The sequence below is a fragment of the Streptomyces lydicus genome, assembly GCF_004125265.1.
Lineage (GTDB): Bacteria > Actinomycetota > Actinomycetes > Streptomycetales > Streptomycetaceae > Streptomyces > Streptomyces lydicus_C.
Genome location: NZ_RDTE01000003.1, coordinates 6,598,263 through 6,615,304 on the forward strand (window position 1 = coordinate 6,598,263; position 17,042 = coordinate 6,615,304).

At 70.5% G+C, this 17,042-nt stretch carries 17 protein-coding genes; 11 read left to right on the forward strand and 6 right to left on the reverse strand.

Annotation, left to right across the window (positions count from 1 at the left end; genetic code table 11):
• Positions 1–67 precede the first annotated feature (67 nt).
• Complete coding sequence (gene glnII, locus D9V36_RS31585; protein ID WP_129296765.1) at positions 68–1,090, reverse strand: glutamine synthetase; 1,023 nt, start codon at positions 1,088–1,090, stop codon at positions 68–70.
• A gap of 263 nt (positions 1,091–1,353) precedes the next feature.
• On the opposite strand from glnII, the gene D9V36_RS31590 reads away from it, so the two are divergent.
• The 3 genes from D9V36_RS31590 (at position 1,354) to D9V36_RS31600 (ending at position 4,495) form a co-directional block, all read left to right on the forward strand.
• The gene (locus tag D9V36_RS31590; RefSeq protein ID WP_129296766.1) at positions 1,354–2,262 is read left to right on the forward strand and encodes a Gfo/Idh/MocA family protein; all 909 of its coding nucleotides are present in this window, start codon (positions 1,354–1,356) and stop codon (positions 2,260–2,262) included.
• Between the two features lie 220 nt (positions 2,263–2,482).
• Positions 2,483–4,048 (forward strand): AMP-binding protein, encoded by a 1,566-nt coding sequence (locus D9V36_RS31595; protein ID WP_129296767.1) that lies wholly within the window; start codon positions 2,483–2,485, stop codon positions 4,046–4,048.
• A gap of 174 nt (positions 4,049–4,222) precedes the next feature.
• Complete coding sequence (locus D9V36_RS31600; protein ID WP_129296768.1) at positions 4,223–4,495, forward strand: hypothetical protein; 273 nt, start codon at positions 4,223–4,225, stop codon at positions 4,493–4,495.
• A gap of 91 nt (positions 4,496–4,586) precedes the next feature.
• Here D9V36_RS31600 and D9V36_RS31605 read toward each other — a convergent pair whose 3' ends face one another.
• Positions 4,587–5,234 (reverse strand): PadR family transcriptional regulator, encoded by a 648-nt coding sequence (locus D9V36_RS31605; RefSeq protein WP_241721126.1) that lies wholly within the window; start codon positions 5,232–5,234, stop codon positions 4,587–4,589.
• A 28-nt stretch (positions 5,235–5,262) separates the two neighbouring features.
• Positions 5,263–7,278, reverse strand: a complete 2,016-nt coding sequence (locus D9V36_RS31610) for an NADPH-dependent 2,4-dienoyl-CoA reductase (RefSeq protein WP_129296769.1) — start codon at positions 7,276–7,278, stop codon at positions 5,263–5,265.
• A 407-nt stretch (positions 7,279–7,685) separates the two neighbouring features.
• Here D9V36_RS31610 and D9V36_RS31615 point away from each other — a divergent pair, with 407 nt between their 5' ends.
• On the forward strand, positions 7,686–8,555 hold the full coding sequence (locus D9V36_RS31615) for a HalD/BesD family halogenase (protein WP_129296770.1): 870 nt from the start codon (positions 7,686–7,688) through the stop codon (positions 8,553–8,555).
• Between the two features lie 241 nt (positions 8,556–8,796).
• A complete protein-coding gene (locus tag D9V36_RS31620; RefSeq protein WP_206739755.1) occupies positions 8,797–10,605 on the forward strand; it encodes a choline/carnitine O-acyltransferase in 1,809 nt (602 codons plus the stop codon).
• A gap of 99 nt (positions 10,606–10,704) precedes the next feature.
• Here D9V36_RS31620 and D9V36_RS31625 read toward each other — a convergent pair whose 3' ends face one another.
• Both D9V36_RS31625 and D9V36_RS31630 read right to left on the reverse strand, forming a co-directional pair.
• Positions 10,705–11,574, reverse strand: a complete 870-nt coding sequence (locus D9V36_RS31625) for an Fpg/Nei family DNA glycosylase (RefSeq protein ID WP_129296771.1) — start codon at positions 11,572–11,574, stop codon at positions 10,705–10,707.
• Positions 11,575–11,650: 76 nt separating this feature from the next.
• Positions 11,651–12,100 (reverse strand): SRPBCC family protein, encoded by a 450-nt coding sequence (locus tag D9V36_RS31630; RefSeq protein WP_129296772.1) that lies wholly within the window; start codon positions 12,098–12,100, stop codon positions 11,651–11,653.
• A gap of 114 nt (positions 12,101–12,214) precedes the next feature.
• Between D9V36_RS31630 and D9V36_RS31635 the strand changes: the two genes are divergently transcribed.
• The 5 genes from D9V36_RS31635 to D9V36_RS31645 all read left to right on the forward strand — a co-directional run bounded on the left by D9V36_RS31635 (position 12,215) and on the right by D9V36_RS31645 (position 14,455).
• A complete protein-coding gene (locus D9V36_RS31635; RefSeq protein ID WP_129296773.1) occupies positions 12,215–12,769 on the forward strand; it encodes a zeta toxin family protein in 555 nt (184 codons plus the stop codon).
• A 90-nt stretch (positions 12,770–12,859) separates the two neighbouring features.
• Positions 12,860–13,030: a hypothetical protein gene (locus D9V36_RS41195; protein WP_164993074.1), complete on the forward strand. Its 171-nt coding sequence runs from the start codon at positions 12,860–12,862 to the stop codon at positions 13,028–13,030.
• The gene (locus tag D9V36_RS31640; RefSeq protein WP_129296774.1) at positions 13,027–13,464 is read left to right on the forward strand and encodes an NUDIX hydrolase; all 438 of its coding nucleotides are present in this window, start codon (positions 13,027–13,029) and stop codon (positions 13,462–13,464) included. The genes D9V36_RS41195 and D9V36_RS31640 overlap by 4 nt, the downstream gene beginning before the upstream one ends.
• Before the next feature lie 38 nt (positions 13,465–13,502).
• Positions 13,503–13,658, forward strand: a complete 156-nt coding sequence (locus D9V36_RS41200) for a hypothetical protein (RefSeq protein ID WP_164993075.1) — start codon at positions 13,503–13,505, stop codon at positions 13,656–13,658.
• Positions 13,655–14,455 (forward strand): hypothetical protein, encoded by an 801-nt coding sequence (locus tag D9V36_RS31645; RefSeq protein ID WP_129296775.1) that lies wholly within the window; start codon positions 13,655–13,657, stop codon positions 14,453–14,455. Before D9V36_RS41200 ends, D9V36_RS31645 begins: the two co-directional genes overlap by 4 nt.
• Before the next feature lie 149 nt (positions 14,456–14,604).
• Here D9V36_RS31645 and glnA read toward each other — a convergent pair whose 3' ends face one another.
• On the reverse strand, positions 14,605–16,014 hold the full coding sequence (glnA, locus tag D9V36_RS31650) for a type I glutamate--ammonia ligase (protein WP_086715079.1): 1,410 nt from the start codon (positions 16,012–16,014) through the stop codon (positions 14,605–14,607).
• A 339-nt stretch (positions 16,015–16,353) separates the two neighbouring features.
• On the opposite strand from glnA, the gene D9V36_RS31655 reads away from it, so the two are divergent.
• Positions 16,354–16,821: an RDD family protein gene (locus D9V36_RS31655; protein ID WP_164993076.1), complete on the forward strand. Its 468-nt coding sequence runs from the start codon at positions 16,354–16,356 to the stop codon at positions 16,819–16,821.
• The last annotated feature ends 221 nt before the right edge of the window (positions 16,822–17,042 follow it).

Here is a 17,042-nt window from a genome sequence, read left to right on the forward strand (position 1 = left end):
GGTGTCCGCAGCGGTCCGGCCCCTGGCCCTCGCCCCGGCCCTCGCCCACGCTCCCGTGGGCGGACGGTCAGACCTGCTCGCGCCGCGCCAGCTCCGTGCAGCAGGTGTCCACCATCAGCCGGGTGACCACATACGGGTCGACGTTGGCGTTCGGGCGCCGGTCCTCGATGTAGCCCTTCTTCTCGACCTCGACCTGCCAGGGGATGCGGACCGAGGCGCCGCGGTCCGAGGCGCCGTAGGAGTACGCGTCCCAGGGGGCGGTCTCGTGCGCGCCGGTCAGCCGGTCCTCGATGCCGGTGCCGTACTGGCGGACGTGCTCCAGCGGCTTGTCGTCCTGGCCCAGCGCCTCGCAGGCGGTGATGATCGGGTCGTAGCCCTCCCGCATCGCGCGGGTGGAGAAGTTGGTGTGCGCGCCCGCGCCGTTCCAGTCGCCCTTGGCCGGCTTGGCGTCCAGCGACGCGGTGACGCCGAACTCCTCCGCCACCCGGTGCAGCAGCCAGCGCGCCACCCACATGTGGTCCGAGACCTCCAGCGGCGGCAGCGCGCCGACCTGGAACTCCCACTGGCCGGGCATGACCTCGGCGTTGATGCCGGACAGGCCCAGACCGGCCGCCAGGCACAGGTCGAGGTGCTTCTCGACGATCTCCCGGCCGAAGATCGCGTCGGCGCCCACACCGCAGTAGTAGTCGGCCTGCGGGGCCGGGTAGCCGCCGCCCTCGGGGAAGCCGAGCGGACGGTCGCCCTTGAGGAAGGTGTACTCCTGCTCGATGCCGAAGATCGGCTCCTGGCCGGCGAACTTCTCCGCCACCGGGCGCAGCAGCGCGCGCGTGTTGGAGGGGTGCGGAGTGAGGTCGGTGTGCAGCACCTCGCACAGCACCAGCAGGTGGTCGCCGCCGCGGATCGGGTCAGGGCAGCTGAACACCGGCTCCAGCACGAGGTCCGAGGAGTGGCCTTCGGCCTGGTTGGTGCTGGACCCGTCGAAGCCCCACCGCGGCAGCCGACTGCCGTCGGACAGGATCTTGGTCTTGGAGCGGAGCTTGGCGGTCGGCTGCGTGCCGTCGATCCAGATGTACTCGGCCTTGATGCTCACGGGGGTCCTCTTCACGGTCGGTGCGGGTACGGTGCGGGCGTACCGCCGCACTCTCGCAACGCGCCGTTTCTCGTCCGTTGCCCGTTTGTGAACCACAGGTTACCGAGCCGGACATCCAGCCGTTTCCAAGGAATTCCATCCAGTGAACCTGTGATTCCAGGCCCCAATGTGGGCGTCTTCACATCATTCCCATGTGGCGCAGGCCTCAGGACTCCCGTGCGGCGCGAGCTCGGACGCCCCGCACTCCGCGAGACACTGCCCCCATGACGACCGCGCGCATCGGACTCCTCGGCACCGGACCCTGGGCGCGGCGCGTCCACGCCCCCGCCCTCGCCGCCCACCCCGGCGTCGAGTTCACCGGCATCTGGGGGCGCAGGGCGGAGGCCGCCGCCGCGCTGGCCCAGGTCCACCGCACCCGCCCCTACGAGAGCCCCGACGAGCTGTTCGAGGCCTGCGACGCCGTCGCGATCGCCCTGCCGCCGTCCGTCCAGGCCGCGTTGGCACTCCGCGCCGCCGAGGCCGGCTGCCATCTCCTCCTGGACAAGCCGGTGGCCACCGCCGTGCCCGAGGCGCGCGCCCTCGTCGCGGCAGCCGACCGGGCGGGTGTCGCCTCGGTGGTCTTCTTCACGGCGCGCTTCGGGGTGCAGGAGGGGGAGTGGATCGCCGCCCAGGCCGCGGCCGGCGGCTGGTTCACCGCCCATGCCGACTGGCTCGGCTCGGTCTTCGCCGACGACAGCTCCAGCCCGTACTCCGACTCGCCCTGGCGCCGGGAGAAGGGCGGGCTGTGGGACGTCGGCCCGCATGCGCTGTCGGTGCTCCTGCCGGTCCTCGGCGACGCGGAAACGGTCACCGCGGCCCGCGGTCCGGCCGATGCCGTGCTGCTGACGATGCGGCACAGCAGCGGCGCGGCCAGTTCGGCGACGCTCGGCCTGACCGCGCCCGCCGCGGCGTCCGGCGTCGAGGTCACCCTCCGCGGCACCGCGGGCATCACCTCCCTGCCCCGTCGCCAGGACGGCCCCGAAGTGGCCTACCGCCATGCGGTCGACGCCCTGCTCGCCGCCGTGGAGACCGGTCTGCCCAACGCCTGCGACCTGCGCTTCGGCCTCCGGGTCACCGAAATCCTGGCGGCGGCGGAGGAGACCCTCCCGCCTCCCGTGCCTGACGGGCCATGAGACAGGCCATGGTCACGAGTCGCACCTCACGAGCCGTACCTCACGGATCATGGCCCACGCCATGCCCCACGTCATGGTCCGCGTGATGGACCCATGTCATGCCTCATCGGTCATGACCACATGGCGAAATTGGTCGTGGAGGGCATCAGCGAACACCCGTAGCGTCAAGGCGTGACCGTTTCCTCACACGCCCTGTCACCGGACCAAGGGACCCACTGCCATGACACCCGCCACCGGCTTCACCAGTTACGCCGACGCTCTCCTCGCCGCCCTCGCCCGTGACCCCTCCCGCACCGCGGTGACCGTGGGGGAGGACGGCGAAGAGATCACCGCCGGCGCCCTGCACGCCACCGTCCACCGCATGGCGGCGGTGCTCGCCGCCCACGGCATCGGCCGAGGGCAGACCGTCTGCCTCCTCAGCGGCAACCGCCCCGAGGTACTGGACGCCCGCTACGCCGCGGGCCTCCTCGGCGCCCGGGTGGTCTTCCTCTACGACGGCATGGCCGCCGAGACCCTGGCCCGGATCGCCGCCAGCGTGGACACCGCCCTGCTCCTGGTCGACCCGGCCCTCCACGACACCGTGCGCACGCTGCTCCACCACCTCCGGGGCCCGCTCCCGGCCGTCATGACGCTGAGGGAGGGCGCCGCCGCTCTCGGCCCCGACCTGCTCGCCGCCGCTGCCGCACTCCCCACCACCCCCGAGGTGCCGAGCGCCGCCCGCCCCGAGGACGACTGGTCCATCCGGCACACCGGCGGCACGACCGGCATCCCCAAGGGCGTCCGGATGAGACACGACGCGTACGCCCGGATGGTGATCCACCAGCGCATGGAGGCCGCCGGTGATCCGCCGCGCTTCCTGGCCTGCAGCCCGCTCGCCCACCTCGCGGGCATCCTGGCCGATGCCACGCTCGTGGCCGGCGGCACCGTCGTACTGCACCGCGCCTTCGACCCCACCGCCGTACTCGCCGCCGTCGCCCGCCACCGCATCACCCACCTCTGGCTGCTGCCCCCGCTCCTCTACCGGCTCCTCGACGACCCCACCCTCCCCACCACCGACCTCAGCTCCCTCACCCGCATCTCCTACGGCGGCTGTGCGGCCTCACCCACCCGGCTGGCGGAGGCCGCCGAGGCCTTCGGGCCGGTGCTGTTCGGGATGTACGGCCAGTCCGAGGCGATGTCGATCACCGAGGCCCGCCCGGAGGACCATCTCCGCACCGGCCCCGGCGGACGGATCACCGTCGGCCGCGCCCTGCCCGGAGTGACCCTCGCGGTGCGCGACGCGGACGGGCGGGACCTGCCGGCGGGGGAGCGGGGCGAGGTCCAGGTGCGCTCCACCGGGATGATGAACGGCTACTGGAAGCAGCCCGAGGTGACGGCGCAGGTCCTGGGGGCCGACGGCTGGCTGCGCACCGGCGATGTCGGCGTGCTGGACGACGAGGGGCGGCTCTACCTCGTCGACCGGGTCAAGGACCTGATCATCGTCGTGGGCGGGCACGTCCACCCGGCGGAGGTCGAGGACCTGCTGCACACCCATCCCGCGGTCGCCCACTGCGCCGTCTACGGGGTGCGCGGGGCGGACGAGGCCGAGGAGGTGCATGCCGCGGTCGTCCCCGCCCCGGGCCACCGGGTGGACGCCGACGGCCTCCGCGCCTTCGTCACCGAGCACAAGGGCGCCCTGTACGCCCCGGCCGCCGTCCGTGTCCTCGACACCATCCCGCTCACCCCCGTGGGCAAGCCGGACAAGGCACTGCTGCGGGCCACCGCCGCCTCGGCCGCGTCGGCCTGACGGACGGCCTTGCTAAAGCCCCTCGGGAAGGCCCTTCAGCAAGGCCGTCCCGAGGGCGCCCGGCACGGCCCTCCCCCGGCTCCAAATCGCCCCTGGCCAGGGGCTTTTGTCAGTGCCCGGCAGTAGAATGGGAACCAGTCAGTGAGGGTTCATCCACGCTCCAGGAGGTCGCCGATGGCCGCTGCCACACTCATGACGAAGCCTCTCCCGGCCCACCCACTGCCCAAGAAGCCGCTGCCCGCCGGATGGCCGCGCGAACGGTACGAATCGCACAACCGCCGCCTGAAGGCCATGCGGCTCGCCATAGCCCTGCTCGACACCGGCGTCTACCGCCCCGAGCAGGCCCACAACCGCAAGATCCGCAGCACCGCGGCCGAGATCGGGGTCCACACCCCGTCCGAGACGACCTGCCGCCTGGTGCGCGCCCTGCTCTACGACCACTGCTGACGGCCTGCCGGCGCACCCACGGCAACACCAACAGGGCGGCCGCCCCCGGGACTTCCCCGGGGGCGGCCGCCCCTTGCCGTACGGGCACGGCTCACCCGGCCGGAGAGCCCCCCGGACCCACCGGCCCGTCCCCCGGACCCGCCGGCCCGTCCCCCGGACCCACCGGCCCGCTCTCCGCAGCGGCGTCCGGCCCGCCCTCCGTGGCGGCATCCAGCCCCGTGACCTCCGCCAACGCTTCCTCCAGCCACTCCACCCAGAAGGTCTCCAGCCCGATCCCGGCCCGCAGCACCAGCCGCCGCAGCCGGTCCTCCGGGTCCGCCGCGGCCCCGAAATCGCGCTCCTCGATCTCCTGGTACTCCGCCAACTGCCACCGGTGCAGCGTCAGATGGCGTCGCAGCTCCTCGTCGAGCCCGGCCCGCCCCACCACCGCCGAAGCGCGCAGCCGCAGCAGCAGCGCGTCCCGGATGGGCTTGGGGTCCTGCTCGCCACCCGCCCAGCGGGTCAGCTCGGCCCGTCCCGCGGGCAGCACCTCGAACTCCTTCTTCTGCCCGCGGGACGGCTGCGCGCTCGGCAGTGCCCGGATGAACCCGGCCTGCTCCAGCTTCCCCAGCTCCCGGTAGATCTGCTGGTGCGTGGCCGACCAGAAGTAGCCGATCGACCGGTCGAACCTGCGGGTCAGCGCCAGCCCCGACGACGGCTTCTCCAGCAGGGCGGTGAGGATGGCGTGCGGGAGTGACATGCCGCCATCCTAGGCAGCCGGCGGCAGGTCACAGCGCCGCCGCCAGCTCCGTCCCCTGTGCGATGGCGCGCTTGGCGTCCAGCTCCGCGGCGACGTCCGCACCGCCGATCAGGTGCACCGCGCGCCCCTCGGCCCGCAGCTCCTCGTACAGGTCCCGGCGCGGCTCCTGCCCGGTGCACAGCACGACGGTGTCCACGGGAAGGGTGCCGGCCGTACCGTCGACGGTGAAGTGCAGGCCCTCGTCGTCGATCCGGTCGTACGCCGCCCCGGCGACCGTCGTCACGCCCCGGTGCCGCAGCTCCGCACGGTGGATCCAGCCGGTGGTCTTGCCGAGACCGGCGCCCACCTTCGACGTCTTGCGCTGCAGCAGGTGCACCTTGCGCGGGGCCTTGGGGCGCTCGGGCGCCCGCAGCCCGCCGCGCTCGGCGTACTGGGTGTCGACGCCCCAGGCACGGAAGTACGTCTCCGGGTCCTGGCTCGCCGCGTCACCGGCATCGGTCAGGAACTCCGCGACGTCGAAGCCGATGCCCCCGGCCCCGAGGATCGCCACCCGCTCGCCGACCTGCGCACCGCCGCGCAGCACATCGAGGTAGCTGACGACGCTCGGGTGGTCGACGCCCTCGATCTCCGGGGTGCGCGGGGTGACCCCGGTGGCCACCACGACCTCGTCGTACCCGTCGAGGTCCCCGGCCGTCACGGGGGTGTTCAGCCGGACCTCCACGCCCTGCCGGGCGAGCTGCGTACGGAAGTAGCGCAGGGTCTCCTCGAACTCCTCCTTGCCCGGGATCCGCTTGGCGATGTTCAGCTGCCCGCCGATCTCGTCCGCGGCGTCGAACAGCGTGACCTCGTGGCCGCGTTCGGCGGCGGACACGGCACAGGCGAGCCCGGCGGGCCCGGCGCCGACCACCGCGAGGCGCTTGCGCCGCCGGGTGGGGGAGAGGACCAGCTCGGTCTCGTGGCACGCCCGCGGGTTGACCAGACAGGACGTGATCTTCCCGCTGAAGGTGTGGTCGAGGCAGGCCTGGTTGCAGCCGATGCAGGTGTTGATCTCCTCGGCCCGGCCGTCCTTCGCCTTGGCGACGAAGTCCGGGTCGGCGAGGAAGGGCCGGGCCAGCGACACCATGTCGGCGCGCCCGTCGGCCAGCAGCTCCTCGGCCACCTCGGGGGTGTTGATGCGGTTGCTGGTCACCAGGGGGATGGTGACCGAGCCCATCAGCCGCTTGGTCACCCAGGTGTAGGCGCCGCGCGGCACCGAGGTCACGATGGTGGGGATACGGGCCTCGTGCCAGCCGATACCGGTGTTGATGATGGTGGCGCCGGCCGCCTCGATCTCCTTGGCGAGCGACACCACCTCCTCCAGTGTCGAGCCGCCCGGAACGAGGTCCAGCATCGAGAGCCGGTAGATCAGGATGAAGTCCGTGCCGACGCGCTCGCGGGTACGGCGGACGATCTCCAGCGGGAAGCGCACCCGGTTCTCGTACGAGCCGCCCCACCGGTCCGTGCGCTGGTTGGTCGCGCCCACGATGAACTCGTTGATCAGGTAGCCCTCGGAGCCCATGATCTCGACACCGTCGTACCCGGCGGACTTGGCCAGCTCCGCCGCCCGTACGTAGTCCTCGATGGTCTGCTCGACCTCGTCGTCGGTGAGCGCGTTCGGCACGAAGGGGCTGATGGGCGCCTGGATCGCGCTCGGTGCGACCAGGTCGGCGTGGTACGCGTACCGCCCGAAGTGCAGGATCTGCATCGCGATCCTGCCGCCCGCGGCGTGCACCGCATCGGTCACGGTCCGGTGCTGCGCCGCCTCCTCCTCGGTGGTGAGCTTGGCCCCGCCGTCGTAGGGCCGTCCCGCCTCGTTCGGTGCGATACCGCCGGTCACCATCAGGCCGACGCCGCCGCGCGCGCGGGCGGCGTAGAAGGCGGCCATCCGGTCGAAGCCGTTCTCGGCCTCCTCCAGGCCGATGTGCATCGACCCCATCAGCACCCGGTTGGGAAGGGTCGTGAACCCGAGGTCGAGCGGGCTCATCAGGTGCGGGTACTGACTCATGGGGGGCCTCCTGGCGCGGTGGTCGTGACAGTAGTTGTAGACCAGCCGCCCAGCCTTATGCAACAAGTTGCATAAAACGTGACGCAGGCGATGCCGAAGCGCCCCTTCGTGCCCCCGGCGCCTCTTCGCGCCGCACTCCACGCCACGCTCCTCACCGCACTCCTCGTCGCGCTGCGCACCGCGCGCACCGGCCGCGTCGGCGCAGTGTGGCGTATCACAGACAACACGCGGGTGCTGTGGGAACTTCAACTGTGCTACTCCTCAATGGAGTTGCCGAAGAGCCGAAGGTGCGGGCCGGACGGCGCGCGGACCGCACGGATTGCCTGGTGGGGGCGTCCGGGGCGAGGCCGCCGGCCGGCGTACGGCCTCCGGTTCGGGACGGTCTGCCCGTACGTGGAGAGGGTCGCATGAGCACTGTGCAAGCCATCACGCCCGACCAGGTGGTCGACACCGCCCGGTACCCCCTGTCGCAGCTCGACAGTGCCGAAGGACGGGCCGTGATCACCCGTGCCCGGCGCGAACTCGCGGCGTCCGGCTGCACCGTGCTGCCGGACTTCATCCGTCCGTCGCTCCGCGAGGCGCTGGAAGCGGAGGGCGCGGCCCTCGCGCCCCACGCGCACTACGACGTCGAGACCGTCAACGTCTACAACATCGCGGTGGACCAGGAGCTGCCCGAGGACCACCCCGGCCGCCGGACCTTCCAGCGGGGCAATGCGTTCGTCCCCCGCGACCGCGTCCCCGCGAGCTCCCTCATCGGCAGCCTCTACTCCCACACGGCGTTCCAGGACTTCATCGCCCGCTGCTTCGGACTGCCCCAGCTGCACGAGCTGGCGGACCCGCTCTCCGGGCTGGTCCTCAACGTCGTCGCGCCGGGCATGGAGCATCCCTGGCACTTCGACACCAACGAGTTCACGGTCAGCCTGCTCACCCGCCAGGCACAGGACGGCGGCGTCTTCGAGTACTGCCCCAACATCAGGTCCGCCCGGGACGAGCACTTCGACGACGTCCGCGACGTCCTGGACGGCCGGGGCGAGCGGCTGACCCGGCGCCTCCCGCTGAACCCCGGCGACCTCCAGCTGTTCAAGGGCCGCTATTCGCTGCACCGGGTGAGCCCGGTGCGCGGCGAACTCGCGCGCCACTCCGCGATCTTCGCCTACAGCGAGCGCCCCGGTGTCATCGGGAGCGTGGCCCGCACCCGGCAGCTCTTCGGCCGGGTGCTGCCCGAGCATCTGGCGGCCGAGGGCCGGGCCGTACGGGGCGACCAACTGCTGGATTAGCGGCCGGCTGACGAGGACGCGCCGTCCGGCGAGGACACGCCGGCGCCGTGTGCCACCGCCCGCCCGCGCTCCCCGCAGCGGCGGACACGGTCGGTGACGGCGCGACCATGGACGAGTGACATCACGGCCCAGCGGCCCACGGCCCAGCGGCCCACAGCCCAGAGGCCCACAGGTCCCACAGGTCCCCACGACCGGAATCGAGAGAGCAGAATTGAACACCCGTCAGGAAAGGCCCGCAGACATGACGACCTTCGCCCACGAGGACAGCCTGCCGCGGGTGCCCCTGCCCACACTGGAGGCCAGCGCCGAGCGGTTCCTCGCCTGGTGCGCACCGCTGCTGACCGCCGACGAGCTGGCGGCGACGGAGGCGGAGGTGGCCGCCTTCCTCCGGCCCGGCGGCCCCGGCCGGGCACTGCACGCCGCGCTGGAGGAGTACGACGCCACCGAGGGCGTCCACAGCTGGCTCGACACCTTCTGGCCGTACCGCTACCTGGGCCGCAGGGACCGGATCGCGCTCAACGCCAACTTCTTCTTCCTCTTCCAGGACGCCGCACCCCGGCAGTCGCAGGTGGAGCGGGCCGCCGGGCTCATCGCCGGAGCCGTCGACTACAAGCGGCAGCTCGATGCGGAACTCATCCCTCCCGTGGTGCAGCGCGGCGCACCCCAGTCGATGATCCAGAACAGGTACCTGTTCTCCGCCACCCGCATCCCCGGCGCACAGCAGGACACCGTCCGCAGCCCCTACACCGACGCCTGGCCGGGCCCGTCCCGCGCCCGCCACATCGTGGTCTTCTTCCGCGGCAACATGTTCCGGATGGAGGTGCTCGGCGCCGACGGCGTCCCGCACAGCCTCGACGACCTCGAAGCGGGACTGCGCGCCGTCCAGAAGGCCGGCGCCGAACCGGCCCCCGAGGGCACCTCGGTGGGCCACCTCACCACCATGGCCCGCGCCGAGTGGGCCGCGGCCCGGGAGTCCCTGCGCGCCGGCCACCCCCGCAACGCGGACGCCCTCGACGACATCGAGACCGCCCTGTTCTGCGTCTGCCTGGAGGACTTCGCCCCCGAGGACACCCAGCAGGCCTGCGACCAGCTGCTCTACGGCGACCGCGGCAACCGCTGGTTCGACAAGGCCGTCTCGCTGATCGTCTTCGCGGACGGCCGGGCGGGCATCAACGTCGAGCACTGCGAGCTGGACGGCACCACCATCCTCAGCTTCACCGACGCCCTGCTCAGCACCCCCGCCGAGGAACACTCCCGCCGCTCCGGCGCCCGCCCCCAGGGGCTCCCCTCCCTGGAACCGGTCGTCTTCGAGCTGGACGACACCCTCCGAGGCCAGGTGCGCTCCGCCGCCGAGGCGTTCGCGGCGTACGGGGAGAACACCGCGACCCGGACCGTCTCCTTCGACGACTTCGGCAGCACCACCGCCAAGGCCCTGGGCTCCTCCCCGGACGCCTTCGTCCAGCTCGCCTACCAGCTCGCCCACCAGCGCGCCAAGGGGCACCTCGGCGCCACCTACGAGTCGATCGCCACCCGCCAGTGGCGGCGCGGCCGTACCGAGGCGATGCGGGTGGTCACCCCGGAGATCCAGGCGTTCGTCGGCGCGATGGAGGACCCGGCGGCCGACGCGGACACCCGCCGGGCCGCCTTCCGCGCCGCCGCCGCCCGGCACGTCGCCCGCGCCAAGGAGTGCCAGGCCGGCGACGCGCCCGAGCAGCACCTGTGGGAGCTGGAACTGATCCAGCGCCGCCGCGGAACGGAACTCGGCGTGACCGAGCAGCCCGCCCTCTACCGCACGCCCGGCTGGCTGACGATGCGCGACGACTACCTGAGCACCAGCTCGGCCCCGTCCGCCAACATCCAGTACTTCGGCTTCGGCTCCACCAGCAGCCGCTGCATCGGCGTCGCCTACGTCCTCCTGCCCGACCGCTTCCACCTCTACCTGAGCACGCCACTGGCCGTGGCCGACCAGATGCACACCTTCGCCGACCGCCTCCGTGAGGCGGTGACGGAACTGCGCGAGCTGCTGGCGCCGGGGGAGGGCGAGGCCTGACCGCTCGCGCCACCGGATGGCGGCAGGCCGCTCGGGGGCCTGGCCCCCGACCGGCCTGCCGCCGTCCTCCCTGCCCGGCTCCTGGTTTGGCCCTCCCGCTCACTTCAGCAATCGGGACATCCGCCGATCGGCGAGAACCTTGCCCCCGGTCTGGCAGGTCGGGCAGTACTGCATCGACGCATCACTGAATGACACCTCACGGATGGTGTCCCCGCACACCGGACAGGCCTCCCCCTTCCGCCCGTGCACCCGCAGCCCGCTCTTCTTCTCTGCCTTGAGGTCCTTGAGCGCCAGCCCCCGCGCCCGCTCGACCGCCTCCCGGAGCGTCCTGCCGATCGCCTCGTAGATCCGCGCCACCTCGTCCTCCGAGAGCCTGGCAGCCAGCTTGAAAGGCGACATCCGCGCCGCATGCAAAATCTCGTCCGAGTACGCGTTCCCGATCCCGGCAAGCACGCTCTGGTCCCGCAGCACCCCTTTGATCTGCCGGCTTTCCCCCGCCAGCAGCCCCGCGAACGCCTCCACGGTGAACCCTTCGGAAAGCGGATCGGGCCCGAGCCGCGCCACCCCCGACACCTCCAGCACATCCCGCACCACATACACCGCAAGATGCTTCTGACTCCCGGCCTCGGTCACCTCGAACCCCGCACCATCGCCGGGATCACCGAGCCGCACCCGCAACGCCAACGGCCCCTTGCCTGGCCGCGGCGGCACCTCCGGCAGCCGGTCACTCCACCGCACCCACCCCGCCCGGCCGAGGTGCATGACCAGATGCAGCCCCCCGACCCCAAAATCAAGAAACTTCCCGCGCCGCTCCACCCCCTCGAACACCCGCCCTTCGAGCGCGCTGAGCGGCGGGTCATAGGTCTTCAGCGCATGCACCGCAACCGCATACACCCGGGCAACGGACCGACCAACCAACCGCTCACCCAAAAACCGCGACAGCGACTCAACCTCTGGCAACTCAGGCATATCGCCATTTTGCCGCGTAATGATGGAATCGGAGCGGCGGGGAGCCGGGCCGGGCTGCTGCTCGTCGAGTGTTTCCTCAGCCGAAAGTGCCGGCCAGGTAGGCGTTGCGGGTCCTGATGAGGCGGGGCATGTACCGGCCCAGAAGGATTCCGTCGACGATGCGCCCGACCGGCCCCAGCGGCGAGGCGAAGTCGATGACGTCCCTCATCACAGTGCCACCGGCACCGTCCGGCTCGAAGTGATGGACGTGATGCCATCGCTTGAAGGGCCCGGACTCCTGCTCGTCCACGAACCGTCGGGGCCGGTCGTATGCAGTGATACGGGCCTTGAGGCGCCAGGTTATGCCGAAATGCCGAGCCTGAAAGGTCACCGTGTCCCCGAGCGACAACTCGCCGCCGGTCTTGCCGTCCACCGCCCGCTCCGACGACGAGGCCATCGAGCGGGTATGCGCCCGCACATCCAGACACACCGCGAACACCTGCTCCGGGGGCGCGGCAACGACTGTCACGACCTCGAAATGCGGCACCCTCTCACCCTAATGGTCCATCTGTAGACCCTGATCCGGCTGGCGGGGCTGCGACCATGATGAGGGACCGATATCGGATCGCATGCGACGGTCGTCAACTGGCACGCTGCCTGCATGGATCATCCAGAAGTACTGCTCATCGGTGGGCGGGCCGGGGTTGGCAAGACGACGGTGGGGTGGGAGGTTTCGGCGCTGCTGCGTGCCGCGACCGTTCCCCACGCGGTCATCGATGGTGACTTCATGGGGCAGGTGCACCCGGCGCCCGAGGGGGACTCTGATCGCTCGCAGGTCACCGAAAGCAATCTGCGGGCAGTGTGGGCGAACTTCTCTCACCGCGGTTACCGCCGCCTGATCTATACGAACACGCTGAGTGTGCTGCCCGAAGCGACGGGCATGTTTGAGCGCGCTATGGGGGACGGGGTGCGGATCGTTCGAGTTCTGCTCACCGCCTCGGATGCCACCGCCCGCGAGCGGTTGCTGGGCCGGGAGCTCGGCTCGGAGCTGGAGAAGGAACTGCAAGGCAGCGTCCGCAAGGCACATCTCCTGGATGAGAGGGCTCCTGCTGGGACGGCGCGCGTGATGACGGACAGTCGGCTCGTGGCGGACATCGCACGGGAGGTGGTGGCCGCCACTGGCTGGACCGGTCCTGATGCCGTCGGCGGATCGTGAAGCGCATGGGCGGGCTGGTCCGGAAGGTGGCCACCACTGATCGGCCGGGCCGTCGAATCGTGCGAAGAAGTCGTCGAGGGGTTGGGGGTGATGGCGAGAGCGTTGGCGTCATACCGGGAGGGTGACTTCCCCGTCGCTGAGAAGGCGCACGCGCACACGATCAAGCTGCCCGTCTGGCACCGTGATCAGGATCTGAAACTGGCCGAGCAGTACGTCAGGGCGGCCAGCAAGGCCAGCGAACACCACAAGGAGCTCTTGTGACCGTGACCTCCGACCTCGCCCGAACCCTGGCAGAGGAGGCCGAAACCGAAGGCATCACCACCTTCGTGGCCGCGGCCGTCGTCACCGACGCCGACCTCATCCTCCTGGTCCGCCGCAAGCCGGACGACTACATGGGCGGCCTGTGGGAGATCCCTTCCGGTCATGTGGACGCCGGAGAGAGCATTCTGGATGCGGCCCGCCGCGAAACGCTGGAGGAAACCGGCCTGACCGTCGCCTCCGTGGACCGCTACCTCGGACACTTCGACTACGAGAACAGCCACGGCACCACCACCCGTCAGTTCAACTTCGCCGTCACCGTCTCTGCCACCGGGCCGGTCATCCTGACCGAACACGACCTGCACCAATGGGCCGCCCGCGCCGGCGACCTGCCGGGCGTCACCGACGGCGTACGGGAGATTCTGGCCCGCGCGTAGGACAGCGGTCCTCGCGTCGTTTCTGACATCAAGTCAGAGTGCTGGACTGGCTGAAGCGGTACGACATCAAGCCGACCAACGGGCCAGGTCGCTATGCGGTACCGACGGACAAGATCGATGAGTTCAACAAGTACGTGGAGAAGACGACCGTCCAGCCGCTCGACTCAGGCGGCGGCTGCAGGAGGAGACGATGAATCCGTCATCGCCGCGCGGACGCCTGCGTGATGCCCTGCTGTGTGTAGGAGAGAGGGGTGACGTAAGCGAGGCGGGCCTCGGCGCGGCAGTCACCACCGCGCTGCGCGAACTGGCCTCGGAGGCGCTGGGCGAGCGATCGCGCGTCGAACTGGTCACCGTTGGCGCTGAGGACAACCCCTGGGGGCGAAGCCTCGGTCTTCGGCTTGCGGACTATGACGTAGAGCTGCTGGATGTGCTCTTGTGTGCAGACCAGAGCGACCTTCCGCCCCAGGTGCAGGCGAGTTGCCCGACTCTGAGCCAGGAGGAGTGGGAGACCGTACTGCTGGTCTCCAAGCTCATCTTCATTGGTCTTCAGTCGGAGCCCGAGCCTGTGCACGCCGATGCCGGCCAACATCCGCAGGTCACCCCGAGACCGCCCCGGTCGGTAGCGAGAGAACGGTTCTGCCAGGCGCTGGCTGCCATTTCGGAACGCCCTGATCTGTACCAGGGCGAACTCACTGCACAATTGCGGACTGCACTTCTGAACTTCGCGTCGGAGACACCCGACAACAAGGACGCCGCTCGGCGCATCGCGGTGCTGCGCTCAGAGGAGCCCCGTCAAGGGCCGCGCTTGTGCCTCAGCCGCTCGGGGTTGGCCTTCGCGAAGGTGGTGCTGAGTGCTGGTGGCTGTCCTGTCCCCAGTTGTGTACTGGAGGAATTTCCGGACTTGACCCAGGACGAGTGGGACGCCGTCATCCACGTCACAGGGATGACGCTCATGGCGTTCGAGACCGAGCCGGCCCGCGACGTGGGATAGCGTCCGTGCCGCGCTGACGGTCCAGGTTCGGCAAAAGACAGTCGGCAACCAACAGAGGGGTCGCGACAGACGACGAGCGGTTGCCTCCACCCGGGTGGAGGCAACCGCTCTGAGTATTACCGTCGGTTGCTGAGTTCCAGCTTTACTTTCTAGATGTCGAAGTAAAGCTCGAACTCGTGCGGGTGCGGCCGCAGCTGGATCGGGGCGATTTCGTTGGTGCGCTTGTAGTCGATCCAGGTCTCGATCAGGTCGGAGGTGAAGACGCCGCCCTGCTGGAGGTACTCGTTGTCGGCCTCGAGGGCGTCGAGGACGGCCGGGAGGGAGGTGGGGACCTGGGGGACGCCCGCGTGCTCCTCGGGGGCGAGCTCGTAGAGGTCCTTGTCGATCGGCTCGGCCGGCTCGATCTTGTTCTTGACGCCGTCCAGGCCCGCGAGGAGGAGGGCGGAGAAGGCGAGGTACGGGTTCGAGGACGGGTCCGGGGCGCGGAACTCGACGCGCTTGGCCTTCGGGTTCGAGCCCGTGATCGGGATACGCATGGCCGCGGAGCGGTTGCGCTGCGAGTAGACCAGGTTGACCGGGGCCTCGAAGCCGGGGACCAGGCGGTGGTAGGAGTTCACCGTCGGGTTGGTGAAGGCCAGCAGCGACGGAGCGTGCTTGAGGATGCCGCCGATGTAGTAGCGGGCGGTGTCCGAGAGGCCCGCGTAGCCCTGCTCGTCGTAGAAGAGCGGGCTGCCGCCCTGCCACAGCGACTGGTGGACGTGCATACCGGAGCCGTTGTCACCAAAGATCGGCTTGGGCATGAAGGTCGCGGTCTTGCCGTTGCGCCAGGCGACGTTCTTCACGATGTACTTGAAGAGCATCAGGTCGTCGGCGGCGGCGAGCAGCGTGTTGAACTTGTAGTTGATCTCCGCCTGGCCGGCGGTGCCGACCTCGTGGTGCTGGCGCTCGACCTGCAGGCCGGCCGCGTCCAGCTCCAGGGAGATCTCGGCGCGCAGGTCGGCGAAGTGGTCGACCGGCGGGGCCGGGAAGTAGCCGCCCTTGTAGCGGACCTTGTAGCCGCGGTTGTTCTCCTCCGACCCGGTGTTCCAGGCGCCCGCCTCGGAATCGATGTGGTAGAAGGACTGGTTCGCGCCGGTCTCGAAGCGCACGCTGTCGAAGACGTAGAACTCGGCCTCGGGGCCGAAGAACGCGGTGTCCGCGATGCCGGTGGAGGCGAGGTAGGCCTCGGCCTTCTTGGCGATGTTCCGCGGGTCACGGCTGTACTGCTCGCCGGTGATCGGGTCGTGGATGAAGAAGTTGATGTTGACGGTCTTGTCGCGGCGGAACGGGTCCACACGGGCCGTCGACAGGTCCGCGCGCAGCGCCATGTCCGACTCGTGGATGGCCTGGAAGCCGCGGATCGAGGAACCGTCGAAGGCGAGTTCCTCGGCCGGGTCGAACGCCTTCGCCGGGATCGTGAAGTGCTGCATCACACCGGGCAGGTCGCAGAACCGGACGTCGATGAACTTCACGTCCTCGTCGGCGATGAACTTCTTGGCCTCGTCGGCGTTCTGGAACATCCAACTCCTCCTAGCCCGGTCACCGGTCGGCGGACGCGGGATTGCTACTCGGAACGCGACCATGTGCGGTGGCGCGTTGCCCGACCATAGGCAGGCGGGATTTCCCAAGCATGACCCATTTGTTTCGCCGAGGTTAACCGGCGCACGCCTGCCTTTATTCACCAGTGTGACCCATAAAAGGGTATTTTGGCCCGGGGTGGCGGCCGTTCGCCGCGGCGCCGTGCCGAGCCCTTCCGCCCCTGGCGGCGCGCCCCCGGGGCCCGGCCCGGAAGGGGGCCCGAATGGCCTCGTACCGGACCTCGGCGCAGCGAATGTATGCGGTCGCAGTACCGTGGTCGGGTGGACAACAGGCAAGCAATCGGATCGTGGATCTCCGGGCCCCGCGCGGTAGCCGAGGACATGGGTGTCGAGTTCGGGTACCGCGGGCAGCAGCTCGGGCTGCCGGAGACCGGGCCGGGCTCGATCGCGCGCCCCGGGCGCCGCTTCGCCGCGCTCTTCCTCGACTGGGCGCTGTGCCTGCTCATCGCCTACGGCCTGCTCAGCGGCGGTAAGGCGCAGTCGGCGAGCAACTGGGCGCTGGTGGTCTTCGCGGTGCTCAGCGTGCTCACGGTGGGCACGGTCGGGTTCACACCGGGCAAGCGGCTGCTGGGCCTGCGGGTGGTCGCCGAGGGCGGTGGCCGGATTTCGCTGCCGCGGGTGGCGCTCCGTACGGTGCTGCTCGTCGTGGTCATCCCGGCCGTGGTCTGGGACCGGGACGGGCGGGGGCTGCACGACCGCGTCTCGCGCGCGGTGCAGGTCCGCATCTGAACTTCCGGGTCGTGAGGCCGATCCGGCGTGACCCGTACGGGTGCACCCGAGCCCGTACCGCACGCCGACCCGACGACCGGCCCCCGGCGAGGGCGGTACCCCCGACGAGCCCTTGGGCTCACCTGAGCCAGTAGGGGGAGGCCGTACGCCGCCCCCTCCCCGTATACGACGCCGCCGTACGCACGCCGCCATCCGGCGCATCCGTGCGTACGCCCGCCCCG